The sequence below is a fragment of the Aequorivita sp. IT1183 genome, assembly GCF_058068265.1.
In genome coordinates this window covers 143461-168517 of the sequence record NZ_JBYRHS010000005.1, presented here as the reverse complement: position 1 = coordinate 168517, position 25057 = coordinate 143461, and the positions used below count along the sequence as shown (strand labels likewise).

General features: G+C 37.3%; 25 protein-coding genes and 1 pseudogene. 19 read left to right on the top strand and 7 right to left on the bottom strand.

Features of this window, described 5'->3' with window-relative positions:
• Positions 1-2 precede the first annotated feature (2 nt).
• Positions 3-548, bottom strand: a complete 546-nt coding sequence (locus AC3RVF_RS11370) for a sigma-70 family RNA polymerase sigma factor (protein ID WP_489692118.1) — start codon at positions 546-548, stop codon at positions 3-5.
• A 255-nt stretch (positions 549-803) separates the two neighbouring features.
• Here AC3RVF_RS11370 and AC3RVF_RS11365 point away from each other — a divergent pair, with 255 nt between their 5' ends.
• Entirely contained in the window at positions 804-2264 is a 1461-nt protein-coding gene (locus tag AC3RVF_RS11365) for a M20/M25/M40 family metallo-hydrolase (protein ID WP_489693415.1), read from the top strand.
• Between the two features lie 62 nt (positions 2265-2326).
• Here AC3RVF_RS11365 and AC3RVF_RS11360 read toward each other — a convergent pair whose 3' ends face one another.
• The 3 genes from AC3RVF_RS11360 to purK form a co-directional block, all read right to left on the bottom strand.
• Positions 2327-4342 carry a M3 family metallopeptidase gene (locus AC3RVF_RS11360; protein ID WP_489693414.1) on the bottom strand — a complete coding sequence of 672 codons (2016 nt, stop codon included), beginning with the start codon at positions 4340-4342 and terminating at the stop codon, positions 2327-2329.
• A gap of 132 nt (positions 4343-4474) precedes the next feature.
• On the bottom strand, positions 4475-4966 hold the full coding sequence (gene purE, locus AC3RVF_RS11355) for a 5-(carboxyamino)imidazole ribonucleotide mutase (RefSeq protein ID WP_489693413.1): 492 nt from the start codon (positions 4964-4966) through the stop codon (positions 4475-4477).
• 151 nt (positions 4967-5117) lie between these two features.
• The gene (purK, locus tag AC3RVF_RS11350; RefSeq protein ID WP_489693504.1) at positions 5118-6272 is read right to left on the bottom strand and encodes a 5-(carboxyamino)imidazole ribonucleotide synthase; all 1155 of its coding nucleotides are present in this window, start codon (positions 6270-6272) and stop codon (positions 5118-5120) included.
• A gap of 273 nt (positions 6273-6545) precedes the next feature.
• Here purK and AC3RVF_RS11345 point away from each other — a divergent pair, with 273 nt between their 5' ends.
• Complete coding sequence (locus tag AC3RVF_RS11345) at positions 6546-7001, top strand: hotdog fold thioesterase (RefSeq protein WP_489692114.1); 456 nt, start codon at positions 6546-6548, stop codon at positions 6999-7001.
• A 9-nt stretch (positions 7002-7010) separates the two neighbouring features.
• A complete protein-coding gene (locus tag AC3RVF_RS11340; protein WP_489692113.1) occupies positions 7011-7331 on the top strand; it encodes a thioredoxin family protein in 321 nt (106 codons plus the stop codon).
• Positions 7332-7388: 57 nt separating this feature from the next.
• Here AC3RVF_RS11340 and AC3RVF_RS11335 read toward each other — a convergent pair whose 3' ends face one another.
• Complete coding sequence (locus tag AC3RVF_RS11335; RefSeq protein ID WP_489693412.1) at positions 7389-9266, bottom strand: B12-binding domain-containing radical SAM protein; 1878 nt, start codon at positions 9264-9266, stop codon at positions 7389-7391.
• 258 nt (positions 9267-9524) lie between these two features.
• Between AC3RVF_RS11335 and AC3RVF_RS11330 the strand changes: the two genes are divergently transcribed.
• The 5 genes from AC3RVF_RS11330 (at position 9525) to AC3RVF_RS11310 (ending at position 13518) form a co-directional block, all read left to right on the top strand.
• Entirely contained in the window at positions 9525-9842 is a 318-nt protein-coding gene (locus tag AC3RVF_RS11330) for a hypothetical protein (RefSeq protein ID WP_489693411.1), read from the top strand.
• A 2-nt stretch (positions 9843-9844) separates the two neighbouring features.
• Positions 9845-11035 carry a PfkB family carbohydrate kinase gene (locus AC3RVF_RS11325; protein ID WP_489693410.1) on the top strand — a complete coding sequence of 397 codons (1191 nt, stop codon included), beginning with the start codon at positions 9845-9847 and terminating at the stop codon, positions 11033-11035.
• Complete coding sequence (locus AC3RVF_RS11320) at positions 11032-11622, top strand: 7-cyano-7-deazaguanine synthase (protein ID WP_489693409.1); 591 nt, start codon at positions 11032-11034, stop codon at positions 11620-11622. Before AC3RVF_RS11325 ends, AC3RVF_RS11320 begins: the two co-directional genes overlap by 4 nt.
• Positions 11623-11726: 104 nt before the next feature.
• Positions 11727-12659 carry a 5'-nucleotidase gene (locus AC3RVF_RS11315; protein WP_489693408.1) on the top strand — a complete coding sequence of 311 codons (933 nt, stop codon included), beginning with the start codon at positions 11727-11729 and terminating at the stop codon, positions 12657-12659.
• A gap of 157 nt (positions 12660-12816) precedes the next feature.
• Entirely contained in the window at positions 12817-13518 is a 702-nt protein-coding gene (locus AC3RVF_RS11310; RefSeq protein WP_489693407.1) for a hypothetical protein, read from the top strand.
• A gap of 72 nt (positions 13519-13590) precedes the next feature.
• Here AC3RVF_RS11310 and AC3RVF_RS11305 read toward each other — a convergent pair whose 3' ends face one another.
• Entirely contained in the window at positions 13591-15363 is a 1773-nt protein-coding gene (locus tag AC3RVF_RS11305) for an ABC transporter ATP-binding protein (RefSeq protein WP_489693406.1), read from the bottom strand.
• Positions 15364-15556: 193 nt separating this feature from the next.
• Between AC3RVF_RS11305 and AC3RVF_RS11300 the strand changes: the two genes are divergently transcribed.
• The 7 genes from AC3RVF_RS11300 to AC3RVF_RS11270 all read left to right on the top strand — a co-directional run bounded on the left by AC3RVF_RS11300 (position 15557) and on the right by AC3RVF_RS11270 (position 20473).
• Entirely contained in the window at positions 15557-15799 is a 243-nt protein-coding gene (locus AC3RVF_RS11300) for a hypothetical protein (RefSeq protein ID WP_489692100.1), read from the top strand.
• Positions 15790-16110, top strand: coding sequence for a type II toxin-antitoxin system RelE/ParE family toxin (locus AC3RVF_RS11295; protein ID WP_489693405.1), 321 nt, complete (start codon positions 15790-15792; stop codon positions 16108-16110). Before AC3RVF_RS11300 ends, AC3RVF_RS11295 begins: the two co-directional genes overlap by 10 nt.
• A gap of 261 nt (positions 16111-16371) precedes the next feature.
• Complete coding sequence (locus AC3RVF_RS11290) at positions 16372-16965, top strand: hypothetical protein (RefSeq protein ID WP_489693404.1); 594 nt, start codon at positions 16372-16374, stop codon at positions 16963-16965.
• A gap of 215 nt (positions 16966-17180) precedes the next feature.
• Positions 17181-18935, top strand: a complete 1755-nt coding sequence (locus AC3RVF_RS11285) for a serine hydrolase (RefSeq protein WP_489693403.1) — start codon at positions 17181-17183, stop codon at positions 18933-18935.
• A 126-nt stretch (positions 18936-19061) separates the two neighbouring features.
• Positions 19062-19604 carry a GNAT family N-acetyltransferase gene (locus AC3RVF_RS11280; protein ID WP_489692096.1) on the top strand — a complete coding sequence of 181 codons (543 nt, stop codon included), beginning with the start codon at positions 19062-19064 and terminating at the stop codon, positions 19602-19604.
• 52 nt (positions 19605-19656) lie between these two features.
• On the top strand, positions 19657-20154 hold the full coding sequence (locus AC3RVF_RS11275; RefSeq protein WP_489693402.1) for a hypothetical protein: 498 nt from the start codon (positions 19657-19659) through the stop codon (positions 20152-20154).
• Positions 20155-20158: 4 nt separating this feature from the next.
• A complete protein-coding gene (locus AC3RVF_RS11270) occupies positions 20159-20473 on the top strand; it encodes a hypothetical protein (RefSeq protein ID WP_489692094.1) in 315 nt (104 codons plus the stop codon).
• Between the two features lie 102 nt (positions 20474-20575).
• On the opposite strand, the gene AC3RVF_RS11265 is transcribed toward AC3RVF_RS11270, so the two are convergent.
• Positions 20576-21352: a DUF8694 domain-containing protein gene (locus AC3RVF_RS11265; protein WP_489692093.1), complete on the bottom strand. Its 777-nt coding sequence runs from the start codon at positions 21350-21352 to the stop codon at positions 20576-20578.
• Positions 21353-21611: 259 nt separating this feature from the next.
• Here AC3RVF_RS11265 and AC3RVF_RS11260 point away from each other — a divergent pair.
• The 4 genes and pseudogenes from AC3RVF_RS11260 to AC3RVF_RS11245 form a co-directional block, all read left to right on the top strand.
• A pseudogene (locus tag AC3RVF_RS11260) lies at positions 21612-22193 on the top strand (adenylate kinase); the annotation flags it as partial.
• A gap of 69 nt (positions 22194-22262) precedes the next feature.
• Positions 22263-23261 carry a GTPase ObgE gene (gene obgE, locus AC3RVF_RS11255; protein ID WP_489693401.1) on the top strand — a complete coding sequence of 333 codons (999 nt, stop codon included), beginning with the start codon at positions 22263-22265 and terminating at the stop codon, positions 23259-23261.
• Positions 23262-23469: 208 nt separating this feature from the next.
• Complete coding sequence (locus AC3RVF_RS11250; RefSeq protein WP_489693400.1) at positions 23470-23991, top strand: DUF4136 domain-containing protein; 522 nt, start codon at positions 23470-23472, stop codon at positions 23989-23991.
• A gap of 78 nt (positions 23992-24069) precedes the next feature.
• Positions 24070-25032 carry a tetratricopeptide repeat protein gene (locus AC3RVF_RS11245; RefSeq protein ID WP_489693399.1) on the top strand — a complete coding sequence of 321 codons (963 nt, stop codon included), beginning with the start codon at positions 24070-24072 and terminating at the stop codon, positions 25030-25032.
• Positions 25033-25057: the final 25 nt, after the last annotated feature.

Below are 25057 nucleotides of genomic sequence, written 5' to 3'. Positions count from 1 at the left end.
CATTAATACCAATTTTTCTCCAAGCACTCAGCTAAAGTCTTTCGTGCTCGGTGGATTATTACCCATAGGTTAGACGGTGTTATGTTGTATTCTTTACAAATAGCTTCAGTATCAAAATTATCAACGGTTTTCATTTTAAAAATCGTTGCTTGTTTTTCAGGAAGTTGGCCCAAACATTCAAAAATTGCTAAGCCCAACTCCTCGTTTTCCATTTGATCTTCGGCGGTTTTATCAAAAGGATCTGCGGCGTTTTCTTCCAGCCAATCCCCTTCAGAGTCTTCGTTTTTGTACGAAATATGTACCTCTGCCTTTCCTTTTTTCGAATTTGTCTTTCGGTAGTGATCTATAATTTTTCTTTTTAAGATTGAAATCAGCCAAGTGCGTTCGGTGGCTTCACCCTTAAAATTCTTTTTCGATTTAAGTCCTGCAAAAAAGGTTTCTGAAATCAAATCTTGAGCAACAATAGGGTCGTTTACCCGAACAATTGTGTAATTGTAAAGGTAATCGGCATATTTATCTACCCATTTATCGGGATCTAATAATTCCACAGTAGTGTTTTTAAACCTATTTCAAAAATAGGTAAGTTCTTTAATATATACGGAACTCACTAAAATTTAGTTTGAAGTGTTTTTAGCAATTGCGAAATTACACCTTTCTATTAGAACTTTTGGGCAGTTTTTTCTTGATGTAAACACTGATATTATGCAGAATGCAAACAGGTTGGAATAGTTAAACTTTCGAAATTCACTATTAAATTGCACAGTTATTATATTTTTACTGAAATTAATTTTATAAACATCCCAATGAAAAAATTTACTTTAGGCGTACTTGTGTATCTATTATTTACAGTAATGGCTAGTGCCCAAGCCAGCCCCCATGCAGGTATTAAATCTACGTATGCCACTATGAATGCTGAGGATGCTACTTACATCAAAGAACTTTTCCCAAGTGAGATTACAATTTTTGAGAGTAAATACACTCAGGCTGCCGTGCTTCTTTCGGAAGAAGTAATCCATAAAATTCACGATAATGTAAAAACTCATGGGCCGGGATATATCTTCAGGGCCTCCAAGGAAAAAGCGATTCAAGCTTTAGACCGCGTACCTCGCAGAAATCCTCTCGTTAATTTTACGATTACCGAAGATGCATTTGTAAATGAATGTCTTAACCTTGTGGATGGAGTAAATATTGAAAACGATATTTTAGATCTTCAGAATTATGGTACGCGATATCACACGCGTTCGCAAGCTGTTCAAGCGGTTTTAGACCAACAGGCAAAATGGGATGCGATGATTTTGGCATCAGGAAGAACTGACGTGCATACTAGAATATTCAACCACTCAAACACTCCAATGCCTTCGGTTATTTTGACGATGGATGGTGCTAATACTCCTGACGAATTTGTAATTATTGGTGGGCATATCGATTCCACAGCTAATCCTAATAATAATGATGCGCCTGGAGCTGATGATAATGCCTCTGGTATTGCTTCGCTAAACGAAATGGTACGCGTGCTTTTAGAAAAGAATTTTGTGCCAAGCCGTACCGTTGAGGTAATGGCTTTTGCAGCTGAGGAAGTTGGACTTGTAGGTTCTGCTGAAATTGCGGAAGAATATGCAAATAATGGCGTAAATGTTTTGGCTTTTGTTCAGTTTGATATGACGGGTTATAAAGGATCTAACAGTGATATTTATATTACTACCGATTCTTACAATAGCGCATCATTAAATAATTATTTAACTGAATTGATGGATCATTACAATGTCTCGGGAGCGCATAATTTTAGCTATAATTTCACCGAATGTGGTTATGGTTGTTCAGATCACGCAAGTTGGGCAGATAATGGTTATGAAGCTGCTTTCCCTTTTGAGGCAGACTTTGGCGATCACAACTTCAACATTCACAGTTCTGATGATACGTATTCGTTTTTCAATACTCCAGATCACAGTGTAAAGTTTGCCAAGCTCGGATTAGAATTTCTGATTGAAGCGGCTAAGCCACAAACACTTTCTGTAGACGACTTTTCTGAAAATGCAATTCGTGTTTTTGTAAAAGACAAAACGTTGAATTATCGTTTAAACAATACAGTTTCGAACGTAAAAGAAGTTGCTGTTTACAACGTAGCCGGACAAAGAATAATTTCTGAAGAAATGAATAGCGAAAATGGAAGTGTGCAACTTCAGCAATTTGCACAAGGTTTTTATATAGCCAAGTTTACACTAGAAAATGGTCACGCATTTACAAAGAAATTTATATTGAATTAGAGGTATAATTCAATAAACAAAAAAGACCTAACAGGATTTTAAAACCTGTTAGGTCTTTTTTATTACAATAAACCAGCTCGTTTTAAAAGTGCTTCTGGATCGGGTTTTTGTCCACGGAATTTAATGTAAAGCTCCATCGGGTCCATAGTTCCGCCCTGCGAAAGCACGAAACTTTTAAAACGATCTGCTACTTCTTTATTGAAAATACCTTCTTGTTTAAAAAGTGCGAAAGCATCTGCATCTAGCACCTCAGCCCATTTGTAGCTGTAATAACCCGCAGAATACCCGCCTTGGAAAATATGCGAAAACGCAGTGCTCATGCAATTTTCTTTTACATCTGGGTAAAGTTGGGTGTCGTCAAAAGCAGCAACTTCAAAAGCTTTTAAATCCTTGATTCCCGAAGGATCACTTCCGTGCCAAGCCATATCGAGCATTCCAAAACTTAGCTGGCGCAGCGTTGCCATTCCTTCATGGAAGGTTGCAGAATCCTTTATTTTATCTACGTATTCCATTGGGATTACTTCGCCTGTTTTGTAATGTGTGGCGAAAAGCTCCAAAGTTTCTTTTTCATAACACCAGTTCTCTAAAATCTGACTCGGTAATTCAACAAAATCCCAGTAAACGCTAGTGCCAGAAAGGCTAGGATAGTGGGTGTTTGCTAACATACCGTGCAACGCGTGACCAAATTCGTGGAATAAAGTTGTTACTTCATTAAAAGTCAATAACGAAGGTTTGCTCGCTGTAGGCTTGGTGAAATTACAAACGATTGAAATATGCGGACGCTCATTTTCACCACCCTTCATTTGTTGTGGTTTATATGAAGTCATCCAAGCGCCATTACGTTTTCCAGCACGTGGGTGGAAGTCTGCGTAAAAGATGGCAACTAATTCGCCTGCGTCGTCTTTTACCTCGTAGGTTTTTACATCTGCGTGGTATTTATCTATGTTTTGTACCTCTTCAAAATGAAGTCCGTATAATTTTTCGGCAACCGTGAAAACGCCATTAATTACATTCTTTAATTCGAAATATGGCTTCAGTTTTTCATCATTGAGATTGAAGAGTTTCTGTTTTAGTTTTTCAGAATAGTAAGCGCCGTCCCATTTTTCTAAATGATCGATGTTGTCTAATTCCTTTGCAAAAGCTGTTAATTTTGCAAACTCTTTTTTGGCGGCGGGTTTTGCTTTTTCGAGCAATTCATTTAAAAACGACTTTACCTTTTCGGGTGTTTCGGCCATTCGTTCTTCAAGTACAAAGTGCGCGTGACTTTTATATCCCAGCAGATTTGCACGTTGGTGACGAAGGTTTGCAATCTGCAAAACATTTTGCTGGTTGTCTAATTCGTCATTATTAAAACCTTTAGCGCCAAAGGCGATTGCCAATTTTTTACGCAATTCGCGATTGTCGGCATAGGTTAAAAACGGAACGTAACTTGGATAATCTAAAGTGAAAACCCAACCTTCTTTTCCTTTCTCTTCGGCGGTTTGGGCAGCAGCTTCGATTACACCTTCGGGAAGTCCGGAGAGATCTTTTTCGTCTGTAATTTGAAGTTCGAATTTATTGGTTTCAGCTAAAATATTTTCACCAAAAGTGAGGCTCAATTTTGAAAGCTCCGTATCAATTTTGCGCAATTGTGTTTTCTTTTCTTCGGAAAGATTGGCGCCATTTCTTGAAAAAGCTTTGTATTTTTTGTCGAGCAGCATCTGCTGTTCTTCGGAAAGATTTAGTGAGTCCTTCTGATTGTAAACCGTTTTTATTCTTTCAAACAAAGCCTCGTTTAGCAACATATCGTTACTGAATTCAGTAAGCATTGGCGAAACTTCCTGCGCTATTTTTTGAATTTCGTCATTAGTTTCGGCGCTGTTGAGGTTGAAAAAAATACTGGTTGCGCGATCTAATTGTTCGCCAGTATTTTCCAAAGCCTCTACTGTATTTTTAAAAGTAGCTACTTCCGTATTTGAAGTTATAGCATCAATCTCTTCCCTAGTTTTTTCAATCAATTGACTGATTGCTGGGAGGAAATGTGCGTTTTCTATTTTGGAAAAAGGGGCGGTGTTAAAGGGTTGTAATAGGGGATTCATTAAAGATATTAGATTTTAGACGTTAGACGTTAGACGTTAGACGTTAGATGTTAAGAGTTAAGTGTTAGATTATGGCTATCAGATTTTGAAAATTATAAAGCAAATTAACTGACCACTGACCACTGACCACTGCTACTGCCCACTGCGCACTTTCTCCGCGCCTTCTTCAACCTTCAATTTCAGGCTTTCTTTATAGGCAATAATCTTATCCAAAACTGTTTTATCTGAAGCTCCAATAATCTGTGCGGCTAAGATACCTGCATTTTTTGCGCCATTTAGGGCAACTGTTGCAACGGGAACGCCACCGGGCATTTGGAGGATAGAAAGGATACTATCCCAACCATCGATAGAGTTGCTGGATTTTACGGGCACGCCAATTATTGGTAATGGCGATAGTGAAGCTATCATCCCCGGAAGGTGAGCCGCGCCACCTGCGCCTGCTATAATTACTGAAATGCCGCGCGTATGTGCGTTTTTTCCGTAATCAAAAAGTTTTTCGGGAGTGCGGTGGGCGGAAACGATATCTACTTCCACTTCAATGTTGAATTCTTTTAAAATATCTACGGCGTCCTGCATAACTGGCAGATCGCTGGTGCTTCCCATTATTATTGCTACTTTGCTCATTTTTTTTTGTTTTCGTTTGTCTGGTCGAGTCTTTCGTCTCCGCTCAAGATAAACTTAAGTCGAGACCTACTTTTTAATGATAATTTGGCTTAACAATGACCTCTCGACTATACTTCGACTGCGCTCAGTACAGGCTATTCGAGGGGACATTTTATTCACTAATTACTTCAATAGTCTTCTTAACCTCCTCCGCAATTTTTCGTGCTACGTTCAGGTCTTTGTTTACTATTGTTACGTGGCCCATTTTTCTGAAAGGTCGCGTTTCTTTTTTACCGTAAATGTGAGGCGTTACGCCTTCCATCGCTAGTATTTTTTCTATGTTTTTATAAACTACGGGGCCAGTGTGACCTTCAGCGCCAACAAGGTTTACCATAATTCCGCCAACTTTACTGTCTGTGTTTCCCAAAGGCAAATCTAAAATAGCTCGTATTTGCTGCTCAAATTGGTTGGTGTAACTGGCTTCAATGCTGTAATGACCGCTGTTGTGCGGGCGGGGAGCTACTTCGTTTACCAAGATTTCATCGTCTTCAGTTTGGAACATTTCTACCGCCAAAAGGCCTACATGCTTAAATGCTTCGGATACTTTAGTTGCCAATGCTCTTGCTTTGTTTGCCACGGCATCGTCTATTCTGGCGGGGCAGATTACGTATTCTACTTGGTTGGCTTCGGGGTGAAATTCCATTTCTACAACTGGGTAGGTTTTTACTTCCCCGGAAGGATTGCGGGCAACAATTACTGCCAATTCATTTTTAAAAGGAATCAGTTTTTCTGCAATGCAAGCACCTTCAGAAAGAGGGATTGTACCTTCTGCATCGCGAATAATGCTCACACCTTTGCCGTCGTAACCGCCGGTGCAACTTTTCCACACGAAAGGAAAATGGAGCTCTTTGCGAACAATAGCTTCATTCAGCTCGTTTTTATCTTTGTAAACTTTAAAAGGCGAAGTAGGTATTTGGTGCTCTTTATAAAACTGTTTCTGAACGCCTTTGTCCTGTATATTTATGAGCGTTGCCGAACTTGGATATACCTTTACGCCTTCGCTTTCTAACTTTTCTAATGCTTCAATATTTACGCCTTCAATTTCAAAAGTGAGTACATCTACTTTTTTTCCGAAGTTATAAACCGTTTCAAAATCCATTAGGTCGCCCTGTTCAAAATTGTCTGCGGCAATGCGGCAGGGAGCTTCTGCGCTTGGGTCGAGAACGCTAGTGCGGATGTCCCATTTGCGGGTTTCGTAGAGCATCATTTTGCCCAACTGTCCGCCGCCAAGAATGCCGAGGGTGAAGTTGGTAGAGAAGTAGTTCATAGCAGTTGTCTGTTGTCGGTTGTCTGTTGTCTGTTGTCTGTTGTCGGTTGTCTGTTGTCTGTTGTCTCCAATTTTGCTAAAAGCTTTGGTGGACCAGTTTTGATTTTGCAAAGATAGTTATTTCGTTTTTCGTTAAACGGGTAATTTTTCATCTTAAAAGATTCCGCGAATTATTAAAAAGAAGTGAAATTGAAATGCGGTTTTTGGCAAGTAGTGTGCGTGATTATTTCTAAATTTGAAGAATTGCTCCACATTGAAAAAATAATAAAAAAAATGCTCCAAAATAATATAGAACTTTTAAAAACCACCTTTGAAGAAAGCATCCCAATGCACAAGTTTTTGGGATTAAAAATTGTGCTGCTCGAAAAAAACTTCGTACGGATTACCGTGCCTTTTAGGAAAGAATTGGTGGGCGATTTCAGGAATAACAGATGGCACGGCGGCGTGATTGCTACCGTTATGGATTCTGTGGGCGGTGTTATTGGCGCTACTCGCTTTACGTCGTTGGAAGATAAAATAGCAACTATAGATTTAAGGATAGATTATTTAAAGGGCGCCAAACCCGAAGCAATTATGGTTGAAGGTAAAATTATTCGGTTTGGTAATAGAATACTTGTAGCGCGAATGAAAGCATTTCAGAATGACGAGCTAATCGCCGAAGGAAAGGGTGTTTATAATTTTACACGAATGAGTGACCTTCGCGACGAAAGCGACGATATAGATAACTAAAATTTTTCTATGATGAATAGCGAAACTTTACAAGAATTAATTGCCGCGGAAACTGCGGTGGCGGTTTACTTTTCTGCGCCCAATTGTGGGGTTTGTGAAGCGTTACGCCCCAAAGTGGAGGAGTTGCTGGCTACTCGTTTTCCCGCTATAAAATACGTGAATGTGCAAATAGATAAAGCGCCAGGAATTTCTGGCGTTTATGGCGTTTTCTCGGCGCCAACCTTATTGATTTTCTTTGAAGGGAAAGAATTTTTGAGGAAAGTAAGACTAATGAGTATCCCGGAACTAGCGCAAATAATAGCGCGACCTTATAACATGCTAATGGGTTGAGGTTTTTTATTGTTGAAGAGTGTTTTTGTTTAGGCGTAGGTGCTAAACTCACCCAGCTTAAAGTTTGGAGCCTACAGCTTCCAATAAAAACCCCTCAATCATATCTCCCGGCTGACTTGTAGCAGGCACCGGAAAATCAAACCAAGTTTGCATCGGTTTGTCGAAACCTGTTCCATTTAGATAATTGTGCAGTGCCAAGTTTAATCCTTTGGTGTATTTTGGATGATCGGCGCCTTTTGGGTCTTCGTGGTATAAATCGTTTTGGGCAAAACCTTCAAATTCGGGTCCGGTAACAATTATTTCAAAATCCTGCGGGTTCTTCCCGATAGGGCTGTGAACAGTAGTAGTAAACTGATGCCAATACGCCGACTGTATGCAATTGCGTTCAAACAACTGCCGTACCACATCCAGCGAATCAATGGTTTCCTGTTCCGTTTGGGTGGGAAAGCCGTACATAAGATAGGCGTGCACCATAATATTATTTTGAGAGAAATTATGGGTAACCCGCGTAACTTGGGCAATATCGACCCCTTTATTCATTTTTGCTAATAATCTATCCGAAGCAACTTCCAAGCCGCCAGTTATCGCTATGCAACCAGATTGCGCCATTAATTCGCATAACTCAAAGCTGAAAGTTTTTTCGAAACGAATATTCGTCCACCACGTAATTTTTACATTCCGTTCTATCAATGCATTCGACAAAGCTCGTAACATTTTTGGCGGCGCGGCTTCATCCACAAAATGAAACCCCGTAATGCCAGTGTCTTTAACAATCTTTTCAATTTTGTTGACTAAATCTTCAGCGGTTGTGTTTTGGTAATTTCCTATATAATCTAAGCTCACATCGCAAAACGAACATTGTTTCCAATAACAGCCGTGCGAGATGGTCATTTTATTCCATCGGGCATCCGTCCACATTCGGTGCATCGGGTTTACCACATCCAGAAATGACACATATTTTTCAAAAGGCAAGCCAGAATAATCGGGCGCTGGCAAGTTTCTGTGATGGTAAATGGTATTCGGAAATTTATTCTTATAAACAACCGCATCGTTTTCCAGTACATACGTCCGTTCCAAATCATTTACAGTAACCTTCCCTTCCAGATACTGAACCATTTTTAGCAATGGCCCTTCGCCATCGTCCAAGGAAATAAAGTCCACAAATTCAAAAATCCGTGGGTCTGTAAGCGAACGCAGTTCGGTATTGCAATAGCCGCCGCCAAAAGCAATTTTAATGTCGGGAAAAAACTGTTTTGTAAACTGGGCGCAACGCAAGGCTGCAAACAAATTTCCAGGAAAAGGAATGGTAAAGCAAACTAAAAGCGGTTGCTTCTTTTTAATTTTTTCTATTAAAATATCCAGCATTTTCTCTTCAATGATTGTCGGCTGAAAACTTAAAAATTCGTCTATTTCATTAAAGCTACTGGCTGAGGTGGCAATCTGCTCGGCATACTTCGTAAAGGCAAAAAACTCATCTACATTGGCGTGTATAAAATCGCCTATCTCTTCAATAAAAAGCGTTCCGTAATGTTTTGCTTTATCGATGATGCCAATTTCGCCAGCGTCCCATTTAATAGTAGTATTTACTTTAGACAGTCTATGGCCCAACGGTAAAAAATTAGGTGCCAAAATTTTATGCGCCGTTGCAAGATCCTGCTTTTGAAGAAACGGAATAACAACATCCACGCACCCAATGTACTTGGTCTTCATCTTCCGAATTTCCGGATAATCAAAATGCTTTAAGGCTTGCGCTTCTTGAAACATAGCGCGAAGAAAATCGCCCGTAAAAATTTCGGTAAAGAGTTCTATGCTTAAATCGCAAGTATGCACAGCAATGTCGTGAGTTTCCAAAAACCCTTTTAAATATGCCGGTGCCGGATAGGCTGTATTCAGCTGGGTAAACGGTGGCGTTATAAATAGGATTTTGGATTGCATGGGGCAAAGGTAGGATTCTTTGATTTATGGTAGTGAAATTGAGAGTAGTAATTGAGTGTTGGTTATTGTTAATTTAAATTCTATATTTGAAACTCTCCCCGATTAAAAAGCGCAATGTTACGGTTATCCGTAAAGTGGGTGTTTTACTTTGAATTATATTTGGATTTAATAATTATAATCTAAAATGCTATTAAATACAATAGTTGTATTTATTAGCATTTTAGGAATCATTTCAAAAACAACAAAAACTAAAAAATTATGAGTGGATCTGGAGGAGGTGGCTATATACCGCCACAACGCAGTGAATTTGATTGTGAAACAAGTTTCATAATTACGAGTGTGTCATCAATAAATCTAACTGTTTTAGCGAAACATACGGTCGGAATTATATTGGAAGTTAATATAGGCGTTAATGAACAAGTTGTCTTGGAGGATGGTGATGGCGAAATTCTAGGTGCAATATTACACTCCAATACCCCTGATTTAATTGATTGTATTAAAAATGGTGCCGAATATGAAGCCTTAATACAAAAAATTAATACACCATCTTGCACGGTTAAAATTACTCGAAAATAATTATGATAAATGTAATTGGAGGTACATATCGGGAAATTGATTTTGACGATGTTTCAATGGAAATATTTGGTTCAGGATTTAGGTGTGCAAAATTCTTACTAGAAAATGAGAACACAGTAAATTTTTTAACAAGCGGAAATAGTGAAGCAAATCGATTCCTTAAAGAAAATCAAAAAGTTTACCCACAATTAAGTTTTGAATGCCATGAATATGACGAACTAATAACTTTTCAATATAGTTTTGCTTTGGATGAGCCATCAATTTTTCCTAGTCTACTTAATATTTCAAAAACAGAAAATTGGAAATTTGAGGGTGATGATGTGATCGCATTCGGAATGCTAGAATCCGAATATAAAGTTACATGTAAAAGAGTTGTTTATGATCCTCAAACATCTATAAAACCAAAAAGGTTTTGTGAAATTGGTACAGCAGAAGAATTGGTATATATTATCAATCGAAACGAAGCTTACTCTATAGCATCAAGTAAGAATATTTTTGATATCAAAAGATACTTTTTTGAGGAAGAAAATGTAAATGCATTTATTATTAAGAATGGTCCATATGGTGCAACTTTATATACCGCGTCTGAAGAGTATATGATACCATGCTATATAACTGAAAATGTATTTAAAATTGGCTCTGGCGATATATTTACAGCAAGCTTTGGATATTATTGGATGAGTAAAAAGCTTTCACTTGTAGAATCTGCCTTATTAGCATCAAAATCTACAGCACTTTACTGTGATAAAAAAGCATACGTTGATTTCACAAAAGACTTCGAATTTCCTTACAAAGAATTTGAAGCAAGTGATTTTTCAAAAAAACAAGTGTATTTAGCCTCTCCATTTTTTGCTTTATCAGAATTAATTCTTGTTGATAAAATTCGCAAAGCATTACTTTCTTTTGGGGTAAAAGTTTTTTCGCCATTTCATGATATTGGTTTAGGGGAAGAAATATCAATTGCAAAAAAAGATATTGAAGGCATTAATAATTCTGACGTAATCTTTATAGTTCTTGATAATCTTGATTCAGGAACCCTTATAGAGTCTGGTTTTTCAATGGCTAGTGGTAAAACCATTATAGGATACCACCGTACTTGTGACGAGAAAAAGCTACTAATGTTGAAGCCTGGTCATTTCACGACATATAATAATTTGACAACAGCATTATATCAAACTATTTGGAGTTTATGAAAAGAGCTGTTTTATTATCTGGCGGTGTTGATTCGATTTGTTTGGCTTATGGCATTAAGCCTGAAATAGCATATACCATAGATTATGGCCAAATTGTGGCGGAGCGAGAAATATATGTATCAGATTATGTTTGCGGTCAGCTAAATATAGAACACAAGGTAATTAGAGTTGACTGTAAGCACTTAGGTTCTGGCTCATTAGTCAATTCTAAAAGCACCAGTATTTCGCCATCTGAAGAATGGTGGCCATTTCGAAATCAACTTCTAGTAACTCTTGCTTCAATGCAATCCATAAAAGACTCTGTAAATGAGATATATTTAGCATCAGTCAAATCGGATAATTTTCACAAAGATGGAACAGAAAAATTTTATGAGATGATTAACAATTTATTATTCTATCAAGAAGGTGAAATTAAAGTTATCTGTCCAACGCTAGAATATTATAGTCATGAGTTAGCGGTTAAATACAATGTCCCTAAAACACTTCTTACTATTGCTCACTCTTGCCATAAATCAAATCTTGCTTGTGGAAAATGCTCTGGTTGCATGAAACAATTAAAAGTTAGATATGAATTAAACATTGAATGAACATCGAGAATAATTACTTAATAATTATTTTCGAAAAGCCTACATTAGGATATTATGCCTAATTCTAAAATAATTTAACAACCATTTAAACACTTGATTAATATATGGCATTAGATTTTTCACAGATTTTAGTAGTTGGAATATCATCCAGAGCTCTATTTAATTTAGAAATAGAAAACGAAATATTCAAAAAAGAAAATATTGAAGGATTTAGAAAATACCAATTAGATCACGAAAACGAGTTATTAACAGAAGGTACAGCCTTTCCATTAATTAAAAGTTTATTAAAATTGAATGAAATTGCTTCAAAACAAATTGTCGAAGTCGTCGTAATGTCTAGAAATAGTCCAGAAACAGGTGTGAGAGTTTTGAAGTCAATGAAACATTTTAATCTTCCAATTACTAGATGGGCGTTTTCAGGAGGCGAACCTCTTTCTCCTTTTATTGACGCATTTGACGTTGATTTATTTTTATCAAAAGATGAAATTGAAGTTCAGAAAATTAGTGACACATCGAATTGTGCTACAGCTTTGATTTATGACCCTCCAACAGACTATCTTCCAGAAATCGATAGAGTTAAATTTGCTTTTGATGCTGATGCAGTTGTTTTTTCAGAAGAATCAGAGCAAATATTTAAGGAAAAAGGACTTGATGCTTTTCATCAACATGAATCTGATAATGAAGATATACCCTTGAATGATGGTCCTTTCGCAGAATTATTAAGAAAGCTATCGAAAATTCAAGAATTTTTACCTACAACAATTGAATTAACCCCATTAAGACTCGCAATCGTAACAGCTAGGAATGCTCCAAGTCATATGCGTGTAATTAAAACATTACGTCATTGGGGAGTTTACGTAGATGAAGCATATTTTATGGGAGGATTATCAAAAGATAAAGTTTTAAAAGCTTTTGGTGCTCACATTTTTTTTGACGACCAAGAAACACATTTGGACGGTTCAAGTAAAGTTGTGCCTTCTGGAAAAGTACTGTACAAAACTGATTCCCCATTAAAGAAATATGAAAAAAAAATTTAGATTAAAATTCATTAGGGCTTGTATGCTTGAAATATAAAATAAAAAAAATACCCATAAAAAGTTTGATGCTTAAGTCGCAGGAATGTGCGATAAATAATTTAAAAGAATTATCTAATATAACCAATCTAGAAGCAATCTAAAATCAATCGACCAATAAATGGAAGTAAATATTTGGACTTATATTTCCGCAATTTTGAGTATAGGATTTGGATGGTTTTTAAGTGAAATCAGCCAAATCTTAAGAGGTAGGAAAGAGGATAAGAAAGTAAAAAATAAAGTCCTTTTTTACTTACTAGAACTTTTTTTCACTTTAAAACAATTGGACACACAACCATTTATTGATATTGTATCTCGTAAGATTGCAGAACGACTTCCTGAAGAAGAGCGGGACGAGAATTTTAATAAATCACTTTCAAACCAATATCAACAATTAATAGGTAAGTTTCGAGAAAAAGAAACAGCAGAAAGAATTATTGAATTAGAAAATAATTTTAAAAATTCACTTGATGATTTATCATTAGTAGACCCAATTATGGCTTATAAACTTTACGGAGAAACTGATTTTTTTAAAATCATTAACATCTTATCAAGTTATTCAAATACATTAACTGAAGAATTCCCAAATGAAAAAGGAGATATTAATGACCAAGTAGAAAATATAGTAGACTTTATAAAACCAGAGTTTTTAAACAAAACCTTAGAAAAATTAGAAGATAAAATTAAACAAGTTTCTTATGGTATTGGAATTTTTACCAAATATAAAGCGATGAAAGTAATTAAAAAACAAAAAGAGCCGCTTGATGAAAATCAATTTCCGACTTTGACAAAATATCTTGATACTTTTATGCCAAAAAAATAAAAACTACTGCTAACGAAAATTTAAAAAAATTGATCCACGCTGGTCTGATAGTCCCAGCCTCTTCCTTTGTATTTAAATCTTCGCCTGATAAGTATACAACTCGTAATACCTACCTTCTTTAGCAATCAATTGGTCGTGGGTACCGCGTTCTACAATATGCCCAGCTTCAATAACTAAAATCTGGTCTGCCTTTCTTATCGTGCTTAAACGGTGCGCAATAACGATGGTGGTTCTGTCTTTAACTAATTCCGCCAAACTTTTCTGGATTAAGGCTTCACTTTGGGTATCTAAACTGGAAGTGGCTTCGTCTAAAATGATAACCTTAGGATTTGCCAAAATAGCTCGGGCAATCGCCAAACGTTGTCTTTGTCCGCCAGAAAGTTTTACGCCCCTTTCGCCAATTAAGGTATCTAAACCTTTATCAAAACGGTCTGTAAATTCGTTTACATAGGCTGCCTTTACTGCGTTTTGTACTTCGGCTTCCGTGGCATTTGGTCTTGGGAACATGATGTTTTCACGAATAGTACCTTCAAATAAAAATTCATCTTGTAAAACCACACCTAAATATTGGCGGTAGCTGCTCAATTTAACTTTCGATAAATCTTGATTATCAATCGTAACTTTCCCAGATTGAGGTGTTAAAAATGTAGCTGAGAGCCCAGCAATGGTAGATTTCCCAGAACCTGAACTTCCCACTAAAGCGGTTACAGAACCCGCTGGCGCTTTAAAAGTAATGTTGTGCAAAATCTGTTTGCCTTCTTCGTACGAAAAGGAAACATCAGCGAATTCAATATCGCCTTTTAGGGTGCTTAATGCAATATTGCGGTTTTGGTTGTCCTCTTCGGCTGTCATATTCATCAGTTCTTCCGTTCTATCCAGACCCGCTAATGCTTCGGTTAGCTGACTCCCAATATTACTCATCTGAATAATAGGCGCAATCATAAACCCAAGGATTAGGGTGAAGAATAGAAAATCTCCCGTGGTCATTTCGCCAATCATCATATAATAACCGCCCATTCCCATAATTCCGGTGGTGGCTACTCCAATTAAAAACGTGGAAGAGCTAGTCATTAAAGCGGTTGCCGTTAAGCTCTTTTTTACGTTTTGGTATAAACTATCAACGCCTTTTTCAAAAACAACATTTTCTTGTTCTTCGGCATTAAATGCTTTTATAACGCGAACTCCTGCGAGGGTTTCGGTTAATCTTCCGGTTACTTCAGCGTTAATTTTACCGCGGGCTCTAAAAATTGGACGGATAAACTTAAAGGCTTTCAATGCTATAAATCCGAATATGGATAAAGGCACAAACACAAAAAGCGTCATCCACGCATTCAGTTTTATTAGGATAATTAATGAAACTACAGCCGTAAATGATCCACCTACCAATTGCACCAACCCTGTACCTATAAGGTTTCTAACGCCTTCCACATCGGTCATAATTCTTGAAACCAAGGCGCCAGATTTGGTGTTATCGAAAAAACTGATAGGTAATGAAAGTACTTTTTTCTGTACTTGAGATCGCAATTCGCTTATTAAATATTGGGCTTGTACGCTCAGTATTCTGGTAAGTAAAAAGGAGGTTGCTGCTTGTACGGTTATGGCGCCAATTACAATTGCAATTAAGGTGTATAATTGCGACATATCTTTATTGGGCACAACATCATCCAGCAATACTTTACTTTGCCACGGTAAAATTAAACCCGACAAACTTTTAATTACAATTAAAATTAACCCTATAAAAACTAGATTTCGCCTTGGCCAAATTATCGTTTTGAAAGCCTGAAGCATAGTAACTTTTGGCTGTGATTTGTCTTTACTTTTTGTGGTTTCTTTATAATGCTGCATAGTTCTCGGGAAATAATCGAAGGCGCAAAAATACGCATTAAAGGAGGGTTAATATCAGCGGAACCAAATACATTTCGATAATTACAATTCGACTTTTATTTTCAAGTAGGTATCAAGCTTGAAAGTCAGTTATTTCAATAAAATTATATATAAAAATGATAATTTATTATCTTTGGATTAAATGCTAAACAAAATGGATTTACAGTCACGAAAAATAGAGTTTGTACAGGAATTTCTCAAAATTCAAAGCGAGGAGGTTATTTCAAGACTTGAAAATTTGTTGCGAAACGAAAGCTCAACTGCTCCGAATGATGAATTCAAACCAATGACTATGGATGAATTTAATGGGCGGATTGACAAGTCGATGGAAGATTCTAAAAATGGACGCCTAATCAAAGCAAGTGATTTAAAGGCTAAAATTGACAAATGGAGTTAGAAATATATTGGACAAAATTTGCTGAGGACGAGCTTTATCGAATATTTAAATATTACCTAAAAAAAGCTGGCTATACAACAGCAAAAAAACTTGCGGACGAAATTTATGCCGAACCTTTTAAATTGATGCTTCAGCCCGAAATCGGGCAAATTGAGGAATATTTAAAAGACCGACAAGTTGAGTTTCGTTACCTTCTTTATAAAAAGAATTACAAAATCATTTATTGGATTAATCGAGATGAACAGCGGATAGAAATAAATGATGTTTTCGACGTTCGGCAGTATCCACTTAAAATAAAGAGAACTCCGTAAAGCCAATGGCAACACAGAATAAAACCCGCACTGAAAGAGGAAAATAAATTGCAGATCACCAACTTACTATTTACTGCCTACAACCTATTACCTGCAACCTATAATTTTAAAATAGCTTGCACTTTCTCTTAAAGGTTTATTCTTCGCCAAAATATAAACACATTCAGTCTTGAAGAATCAAAAGGAATCCCAAGAGATTGGCTATCTTTCGGCTATGTTGAAATTATTGAATAGCAGAAAAATCCCTAATAAATATACAAGATGTGGTGGCAATATGTATTAGTTTTTCTAGGCGCTTTATTGTTTGATTTAGTTCCTTTTCCATTTCCACCCGCGTTTACAATAATGATGTTTTTTCAGATCATTTTTGGATTGAATGTGTGGGCTGTAATTGTAATAGGCGTAGCTGGTTCAGTTTTGGGTAGATATATTTTGCTTTTATACGCTCCAACATTAGCAAAAAAGTTTTTAAAAGAATCTAAAAATAACGATATACAGTTTCTGGGCAGTAAAATGAAAGAGAACAAATGGAAGGGCCAAGCAATTGTTCTTGCATATTCATTATTACCACTGCCTACAACACCGCTGTTTTTAGGAGCGGGGATTTCCAAAATAAGTCCCAAATATATAATCCCAGCGTTTATTATTGGCAAATTTACAAGTGATACGCTGGCACTTCTTCTAGGTAAATACGCAGCAGAAAACATTGAAGGTATATTTGAAAATCTACTCTCGTGGGAATCTATTGCAAGCTTAGTATTAAGCTTAATTCTTCTTTTCTGTCTTTTCTTTGTAGACTGGCGACATCTAATTAAAACAAAAAAGTTGGTTATAAATTATAAAATTTGGAAGTGATTATACACAACTAAATAAATTACAGCAGTTTCAAATAATATAAAAAACTGTGCACGAGCCAAAAACAACCATTGATGAAGTTTTTATTTTGCAGCTTCTTGAAGCATTAAATACAATCGTAGTCTGTAATAAATTACTTTTTGTAACACTGCCCAATCTTATGCGTCCTATTGGTAATCAAAAAATAATTCATCAATCAAAAATCAATCGAAATCATGAAATCAACAAAAAACTCTATCCGCCGAACCGTCTTTGTGGCTGTTATTGCCTTTGTGGCGACGGCGAGCATTAGTTTCGCACAAACAAAAACCGCCCAACTCGACGATCTTTTAAATAAATACACAGCATACGGCCAGTTTAGCGGTTCTGTACTCGTAGCAGATAACGGCAAGGTTATTTACAAAAAAGGTTTCGGCTTGGCGAATAGGGAGTGGGATATTCCCAACGCGCCAGACACTAAACACCGTTTGGGGAGTATTACCAAGCAGTTTACCGCCATGCTCATTATGCAGTTGGTAGTCGAAGGAAAACTAGATTTGCAGGCGAAGGTTTCTAAATACTTGCCCGACTATTCAAAAATAAATGGTAACAAAATAACCATTCACCAATTGCTTACACATACTTCGGGAACGCCTAATTATACTTCGTTTCCGAACTTTTTTAAAGAACTGAGTCGCAATCCGTACACTCCAACAGAAATGCTAACATTGTTTGCAGATTCTACCTTAAACTTTACACCCGGCGAACGTTTTGAGTATAGTAATTCCGGTTATATTTTATTGGGAGCAATTATTGAAAAAGTTACGGGTAAATCGTACGAAACCGCTTTACAGGACAAAATTTTCAATCCGCTAAAGATGAAAAACTCTGGTTTTGATCACCATAATACAGTACTTAAAAAGCGCGCTTCCGGTTACGAAATGAAGGGCAGCGTTGCAGAAAATGCGCCTTATATAGATATGTCAATCCCTTATGCCGCGGGTTCGCTGTATTCCACGGTGGAAGATTTGTATTTGTGGGATCAGGCATTGTACACTGAGAAATTACTTCCGAAGAAATATATGGCTATGATGTATGAAAAATACATTCCAGCTTTCGGGGAGCATTATGGCTACGGATGGAGTGTAGGTTCAATGCCAATTGGAAATTCCAAAGATACCACCAAAGCTATTGGTCACGGCGGGGGAATAAATGGTTTCAACACCTTAATTACACGTATGCCGAAAGAAAATGCTACCGTTATTTTATTGAATAATACCGGAGGAGCGCCTTTAAATGATATTACAATTGCAATTGTTGGAATTCTGCAAGGCGCAACTTTCGACCTTCCGAAGCAATCTTTAGCCAAGTTAGTTTACAACGAAATTATAGATAAAGACTTAAAAGCAGGGCTTGCGTTATATGAAAAAAACAAAGACTCAAAACAATTTTCTTTAAACGAGAACGAAATGAATGGTGTGGGTTATTCGCTGTTACAGGCTGAAAAGAAAACGGAGGCAGAAGCAATTTTTAAACTCAATATGGAAGCGTTTCCGAAATCGTCTAATGTTTACGATAGTTACGCCGAGGCTTTAATGGAGCAAGGAAAGAACGAGTTGGCGATTGCTAATTATAAGAAGTCTATCGAGCTAAACCCAGCCAATCAAAACGGAATAGATATGCTGAAAAAGCTAGGAGTAGAAACCGAAGGCATGGTTAAAGATGCAACCGTACCAGATGCAATTTTAGAAAGCTACGTGGGTAAATATGAATTGAAACCTGGCTTTGTTCTTACAATTACCAAAGAAGGTAGCCAGATGAAAGCACAAGCAACAGGGCAACCTATAACCGATATTTTCCCAAAGTCGGAAACCGAATTTTACTTGAAAGTGGTAGCTGCACAAATAACTTTTAATAAAAACAAAGCAGGAGTTGTGGAGAGTTTAACCTTGTTTCAAGGCGGTCAGGAGATTGTTGGAAAACGGATTTAGTGTTCAGTGTTCAGTGATTAGTGTTCAGTTGGCAGGGTTTTGGCAATTGATTTTTTACTGCTTTAATGTATTTTAGCTTACGGATTTGTTTATATCCGTAAGCTTTTTTTTTAAAATTATTATAAAATGAAAACACACATAGAAACAGATCGCTTATTAATGCGCGATATAATGGATGAGGACATGCGCGGCATGTTCGCAATGGATAGCGACGCTGAGGTGCATACTTTTTTGGGAAACAAACCAATTTCTACTTTGGAAGAAGCTAAAAAAATGATTGATTCCATAAAGCAACAATACATAGATAACGGCATAGGCAGATGGGCGGTTGTAGAAAAGGAAAGTGGCGAATTTATTGGCTGGAGTGGCTTTCGACTTATAACTGATGTTGTAAACGGCAGAACTCAATATTATGACCTCGGGTACAGATTTCTTAAAAAATATTGGGGTAAAGGTTATGCTTCCGAAACTGCATTCGCTTCTTTAAATCACGGTTTTGCTAAATTAAATTTCAAAGAAATTGTAGGCATTGCAGATGTTGCGAATATTGCTTCTAACGCTATTTTGAAGAAAGTGGGGCTTATAAAGCAGAATGAATTCACCTATGATGGGACGCCGCATAATTTCTACTCGTTGACCAGAGCGGAGTGGGAAAAGCGTGAAAACTAGTTATAATTCATTCTAAATCGCTAACTTGGTGCTTGTTGAGAAAATTAGCACTATGAAAGTTATCAAACTACGTTTTACATTTTTAGCACTTTTAAGCGTCATATTACTTACGAGCTGCGAAGCTACTTTGGCTCCCGCCTACGATCAAGCTATTGTAGATAAAGTTACCGTAAGTAGTGATTTGGCGATGCAGTTTTTTGCTGCCGTAGATGAAGGTACCGAAAGCGATACTTTTATTGCACGAGAGCCTATTTACAACCAACTTATTGGCGCATTCGAGTCGCTTAAACTACACGCCAAAGCCCGGCCGGTACCAGATGATGCGGCGATGGAAAAGATAAATGCAGTCTTAGATTCTAAAGGCAGCAATCCCGTAGCTGGCGATTATCCCAGTGCTTTCGCCTTCGAGCAAATTGCCAATACGTTTATAAAAATGAAGCATACCGATAGAGAGAAGGGTTTAAATCCAATATTAATAGAAGCATTTAAAGGGCAAATTGAAATCTATTTAGACCAAGCAATAACGTACGAAAGTTTCTTAAAAAGATAAGATTATGGCAGAGAATGTAACATCAATTATTACCGAAATAAAGAACATTAGTTCTGGTATTCTGAACAAAGATCTTACTACAGTGCGTGGTTTTAGCGAACGACAGCTGGAGGCAATTGCCAAGCAAACGGCACTTATTCAAAAAGGAGTAGAGAGCGGCGATATAGACGAAGATCATCGAGAGTTTTTTCTGGACGGATTGGAAGCTATGACGCGCAATTTTATAAATACTTTAAAAGGTATTTTGATTGTAACCATTGAAAAACTTTGGAATGCCTTGATTAGCTTTTTGTATAAGGCTGTAGGCGCTGTAATCTAAACCAATTGTATAAAACTTGGGCTCGGACGGGTTTTAATTAGAAAGCATAAAAAAAAGCTTTGGGAAGTCCCAAAGCTTTTTGAATTTCAATAAATACGGTTTTTAGAAAATAACTTTCTTAGTTGTAGTATAGCCTTCTTGAGACTGTACTTTTACCAAAAGAACTTGGTTTGTAGCAGTAAGATTAATAGTAGCATTTCTTGAAGCTATGTTCTGTTGTGTAGCAATTAATTTACCTGTAAGGTCAAAAACGTCTACTTTGCCAATAACTGTTCCTGCGTTGATATTTAAAGTGTTTCCACTTTTAAATGCAACAACACTTTGAGAAAAGTCTAAATCAGGAGTGCTTAGCGGTTCATTAACGTTCACTAAGTAGTCTTCCCATTCACCAAATCCTGCTGTGGGATTACAAGGATCATCATAAGGAACTTCATCTGCCTTTACACTTATTCTCATTCTATAAGTGCCAGCAAGCACATCTCCAGGGATAGCTAGGTCTGCTTCTACAACGCTCCCTGAACCTGTTCCTACAAGGTAGAATTCACTAGGATCAAAAGTTTCATTATTGTCAAAATCAATCCAAAGGCCAACGGTTTCAACAGACCAACCTGCACCTACTTCAACTGATATTGTATAAACTCCGCCTATTTCCACCTCAGCTGGATCAACACTGGTGGTGAAATCGCCATACCCATTAGGGCTACAATTAGTGGGGTTTGCAATGCCCGCAAATTCTACATTTAGAATTAAATCGCCATCGGTACAGTCATCGACCGGAATGCAATACTGTGCTTGAGCAGCAGTAAACCCAAAGAATGCCACAAGTAAGGCAATCACTTTTAGGTTGTTAAAAAAAGATAGAGTAGTTTTTTTAATCATAATGAATAGTTTTAAAATTATTATATAGGAGACAAATTTATAAAATAATTCAATATAATGAATATTATTTATCTGTCTAAGTATGTTAATATTAGCGGGTTGAAATTCGATTATTTTTAACAGGAAATAGTTAAAAAATCACGGTAGATTTTCTGCGAGAATAAAATGGACATTGTTGAGGGCTATTTATTTATCTTTTGTTATAACCGCAACTGCCTTATATTTCGTAAATTTGCAACTTCGTTTTTTTATCCATTAAACCACAACCATGACTAACATAATTTTGTTTGGCCCTCCCGGCGCAGGAAAAGGTACTCAAGCTAATTTTTTAAAAGAAAAATACAACCTAGTGCATATATCTACGGGTGATGTTTTTCGATTTAACATCAAAAATGAAACGGAACTCGGTAATCTTGCCAAGTCTTTTATGGCTAAAGGTAAATTGGTTCCAGATGAAATAACTATCGATATGCTAAGCAACGAGGTTGATAAAAACCCCGACGCCCATGGTTTTATTTTTGACGGTTTCCCAAGAACAGAAGCGCAAGCCGAAGCTTTAGGTCACTTGATGGACGATAAAGACTCGCAGATTGACGCTATGGTTGCGCTTGAAGTGGACGATGAAGTTTTGGTAAAACGTTTGCTAGAACGAGGCAAAACAAGTGGAAGAGCAGATGATGCAGACGAAAGTATTATTCGCAATCGTATAAAAGTATACTATAACGAAACCGCTATTCTGAAAGGTTATTACGAAAAACAGGATAAATATTTCGGCGTTGATGGAGTAGGAAGCATAGCAGATATTACCGAACGATTAAGTAAGGTTATAGACAATCTATAAGCCCCTCCAAACCTCTCCAAAGGGTAGGAATTGAAATAAAGAATAACAATAAATAATAACCAATAAAAAGTGACTGAAGGCAATTTTGTAGATTACGTAAAGGTTCATGTTACTTCCGGAAAGGGAGGACAAGGGAGCAAGCACATGAGGCGGGAAAAATATATTCCCAAAGGTGGGCCCGATGGTGGTGATGGAGGTCGTGGCGGACACGTAATTATAAAAGCCAATAAAAACCTTTGGACGCTTTACCATTTAAAATTTAAAAGACACTATAAAGCCGAACACGGTAGTTCTGGTAGCAAGCAAACCAGTACCGGTGCCGATGGTGCCGATGTTTATATTGAAGTGCCACTAGGTACAGTAGTGCGCGATAAGGAAACCGAAGAAATACTTTTTGAAATTACCGAAGATGGTGAAGAAAAAATTGTTCTTAAAGGGGGCCGCGGCGGACTTGGAAATGCACACTTTAAAACTTCTACTAACCAAACCCCACGCTATTCCCAACCGGGAGAGGAAGGCTTGGAGTCTGATGTTATTCTTGAATTAAAAATACTTGCCGATGTAGGCTTGGTAGGTTTTCCTAATGCTGGGAAATCCACGTTGCTTTCCGTAATTACCGCAGCAAAACCAAAAATTGCCAATTACGAATTCACCACCCTAAAACCCAACTTGGGAATCGTGGAATACCGTGATTTTAAAACTTTTGTGGTTGCCGATATTCCTGGAATTATTGAAGGAGCCGCAGAAGGTAAAGGAATCGGTCATCGTTTTCTTCGTCACATTGAACGTAACTCAACGCTACTATTTTTGGTTCCCGCAGATGCTCCAGATATTAAAGAGCAGTATGAAATTCTAGTAGATGAATTGCGTCGTTACAATCCACAACTTTTAGACAAAGAACGTTTGGTAGCCATCAGTAAAAGTGATATGCTAGACGATGAGCTAAAAGCCGAAATGAAGAAGATTCTAGACAAAGAGTTTATAGACATTCCATATATGTTTATTTCTTCGGTTGCCCATCAAGGGTTGACGGAGTTGAAGGATAAGCTTTGGGCGATGCTTAATTAAACTTCAATTGTCCTGTCGAGTCCTTCGACTTTGCTCTGGATAGACTAAAGTCGAAACCTACTGTGCATTGAACTTCTGCTGTTAAATAACCCCTCGACTGCGCTCGGGGGACAATTCAACCTCAGGTTTTTAGAGAAAATTGTTAAACAATAATAAAGCGAAAACTTAAAGCGTCTTTTTTACGTATTTTTAATGAAAAGTAAACGCAATGAAGTTCCTCTCAATTTTAGTACTCGCTATATTTCTTGTTTCCTGTGGTGCCACCGTGGCGGTAGATTATGACAAGCAAGTAGATTTTTCGAAATACAATAGCTACAATTATTTCCCCACAATAGATTCTGGCCTCAACCAACTTGATGACGGCCGTATTATGCAAATTACCGACAGCCTAATGCAGCAACGCGGGTTTGTGAAGAGTGAAGCGCCACAACTTTATATCAATTTTTATGCGCGTGAGAGTGTTTCACGTTCGCGAAATACCATCGGGATTGGTCTTGGCAGTGGCGGTGGAAATGTGGGCGTAGGCGTTAGCGGCGGAATTCCCATCGGTGGAAATGTGCTCAATCAAAAGCTAACGATGGATTTTATAGATACTGAAAAAGACGATCTGGTTTGGCAAGCAATTGCGGAAGGCGAAATGAAAGAACGCGCAACACCACAACAGAAAGAAGCGTATTTTGTTTCGGTGATTCAGAAAATTTTAGCAAAATATCCTCCGGGTAAAAAGTAGGCAGTATGCAGTAGCAGTTGGCAGTTTTTTTCAAATTTCGACCACTAACCACAAAATTTTTAAGCACTAAAACTTATCGTGATTTTAAGAAATATAATCTTTGTAATTTCCTTACTTCCATTGTTTTCAGTTGCTCAAACCAACTATCAACAAGCTGAGGAATATTTCAAACAGGAAAATTTCAGTAAGGCAAAACCTATTTTTGAAAGTCATCTAAAACAGAATCCAAGCGATAAAAAAACGCAGGAATATCTGGGTGATATTGCAGCTTACAATAAAGAGTGGGACACCGCCATTACTTATTACGAAGCTTTGAAAAACGCCGATAAAAAAAATGCCAACTATCATTTTAAGTACGGGGGTGCGCTTGGAATGAAAGCATTGTCTGTTAGTAAAATTCGTGCGGTTTCCTACATTAGCGATATAAAACAGCATTTAGAGCGCGCTGCAGAATTAGATCCAAAACATATTGAATCGCGTTGGGCTTTGGTTGAGTTTTACATCCAATTACCCGGTATTATTGGCGGTAGCGAGAAAAAGGCAATTAGTTATGCCAATGAATTGGGAGCGATTTCAAAAGTGGATGGATATCTTGCAAATGGCTACATAGCCGAATATACAGATAGACCAAAAGATGCGGAACGGTTTTATAAAAAAGCAATCGAAATAGGGGGTTCTCCACATACCTACGAAAAACTTTCAAATCTCTACGAAAAAAACAATCAGCCAAAAGAAGCAATCGCTACAACTTCCGAATCTCTAAAAAAGCACCAACGCAATCAGCTAAATTACCAAATCGGGAAAATTTCTGCGCAATACAATCTCGAGCCCGAATACGGCATTGAGTGCCTTAGCCAGTATTTGGCAAACTATACTATAAAAGACGGCGTGCCAAAAGATTGGGCGTATTACCGCTTGGCGCAGATTTATAAAAACCTCGGAAAAAGGGAAATCGCGCTTACTTGGATAAATAAAGCATTGTTGGGGGAAACAGATTTCAAAGAAGCTCAAGACGAAAAATCGCTCATCTTAGCCTTGTAATTCTGAATTAGAAAAATTATCTTAA

Bases quoted from the DNA above. Each gene is read 5' to 3' on its own strand.
- AC3RVF_RS11315 (WP_489693408.1), top strand. From the start codon at position 11,727: ATGGCATTAGATTTTTCACAGATTTTAGTAGTTGGAATATCATCCAGA.
- AC3RVF_RS11340 (WP_489692113.1), top strand. From the start codon at position 7,011: ATGATGAATAGCGAAACTTTACAAGAATTAATTGCCGCGGAAACTGCG.
- AC3RVF_RS11335 (WP_489693412.1), bottom strand. From the start codon at position 9,266: ATGCAATCCAAAATCCTATTTATAACGCCACCGTTTACCCAGCTGAAT.
- AC3RVF_RS11325 (WP_489693410.1), top strand. From the start codon at position 9,845: ATGATAAATGTAATTGGAGGTACATATCGGGAAATTGATTTTGACGAT.
- purE (WP_489693413.1), bottom strand. From the start codon at position 4,966: ATGAGCAAAGTAGCAATAATAATGGGAAGCACCAGCGATCTGCCAGTT.
- purK (WP_489693504.1), bottom strand. From the start codon at position 6,272: ATGAACTACTTCTCTACCAACTTCACCCTCGGCATTCTTGGCGGCGGA.
- AC3RVF_RS11345 (WP_489692114.1), top strand. From the start codon at position 6,546: ATGCTCCAAAATAATATAGAACTTTTAAAAACCACCTTTGAAGAAAGC.
- AC3RVF_RS11330 (WP_489693411.1), top strand. From the start codon at position 9,525: ATGAGTGGATCTGGAGGAGGTGGCTATATACCGCCACAACGCAGTGAA.
- AC3RVF_RS11300 (WP_489692100.1), top strand. From the start codon at position 15,557: ATGGATTTACAGTCACGAAAAATAGAGTTTGTACAGGAATTTCTCAAA.
- AC3RVF_RS11295 (WP_489693405.1), top strand. From the start codon at position 15,790: ATGGAGTTAGAAATATATTGGACAAAATTTGCTGAGGACGAGCTTTAT.
- AC3RVF_RS11320 (WP_489693409.1), top strand. From the start codon at position 11,032: ATGAAAAGAGCTGTTTTATTATCTGGCGGTGTTGATTCGATTTGTTTG.
- AC3RVF_RS11305 (WP_489693406.1), bottom strand. From the start codon at position 15,363: ATGCAGCATTATAAAGAAACCACAAAAAGTAAAGACAAATCACAGCCA.
- AC3RVF_RS11290 (WP_489693404.1), top strand. From the start codon at position 16,372: ATGTGGTGGCAATATGTATTAGTTTTTCTAGGCGCTTTATTGTTTGAT.
- AC3RVF_RS11250 (WP_489693400.1), top strand. From the start codon at position 23,470: ATGAAGTTCCTCTCAATTTTAGTACTCGCTATATTTCTTGTTTCCTGT.
- AC3RVF_RS11310 (WP_489693407.1), top strand. From the start codon at position 12,817: ATGGAAGTAAATATTTGGACTTATATTTCCGCAATTTTGAGTATAGGA.
- AC3RVF_RS11265 (WP_489692093.1), bottom strand. From the start codon at position 21,352: ATGATTAAAAAAACTACTCTATCTTTTTTTAACAACCTAAAAGTGATT.
- AC3RVF_RS11360 (WP_489693414.1), bottom strand. From the start codon at position 4,342: ATGAATCCCCTATTACAACCCTTTAACACCGCCCCTTTTTCCAAAATA.
- AC3RVF_RS11285 (WP_489693403.1), top strand. From the start codon at position 17,181: ATGAAATCAACAAAAAACTCTATCCGCCGAACCGTCTTTGTGGCTGTT.
- AC3RVF_RS11280 (WP_489692096.1), top strand. From the start codon at position 19,062: ATGAAAACACACATAGAAACAGATCGCTTATTAATGCGCGATATAATG.
- AC3RVF_RS11365 (WP_489693415.1), top strand. From the start codon at position 804: ATGAAAAAATTTACTTTAGGCGTACTTGTGTATCTATTATTTACAGTA.
- AC3RVF_RS11270 (WP_489692094.1), top strand. From the start codon at position 20,159: ATGGCAGAGAATGTAACATCAATTATTACCGAAATAAAGAACATTAGT.
- AC3RVF_RS11275 (WP_489693402.1), top strand. From the start codon at position 19,657: ATGAAAGTTATCAAACTACGTTTTACATTTTTAGCACTTTTAAGCGTC.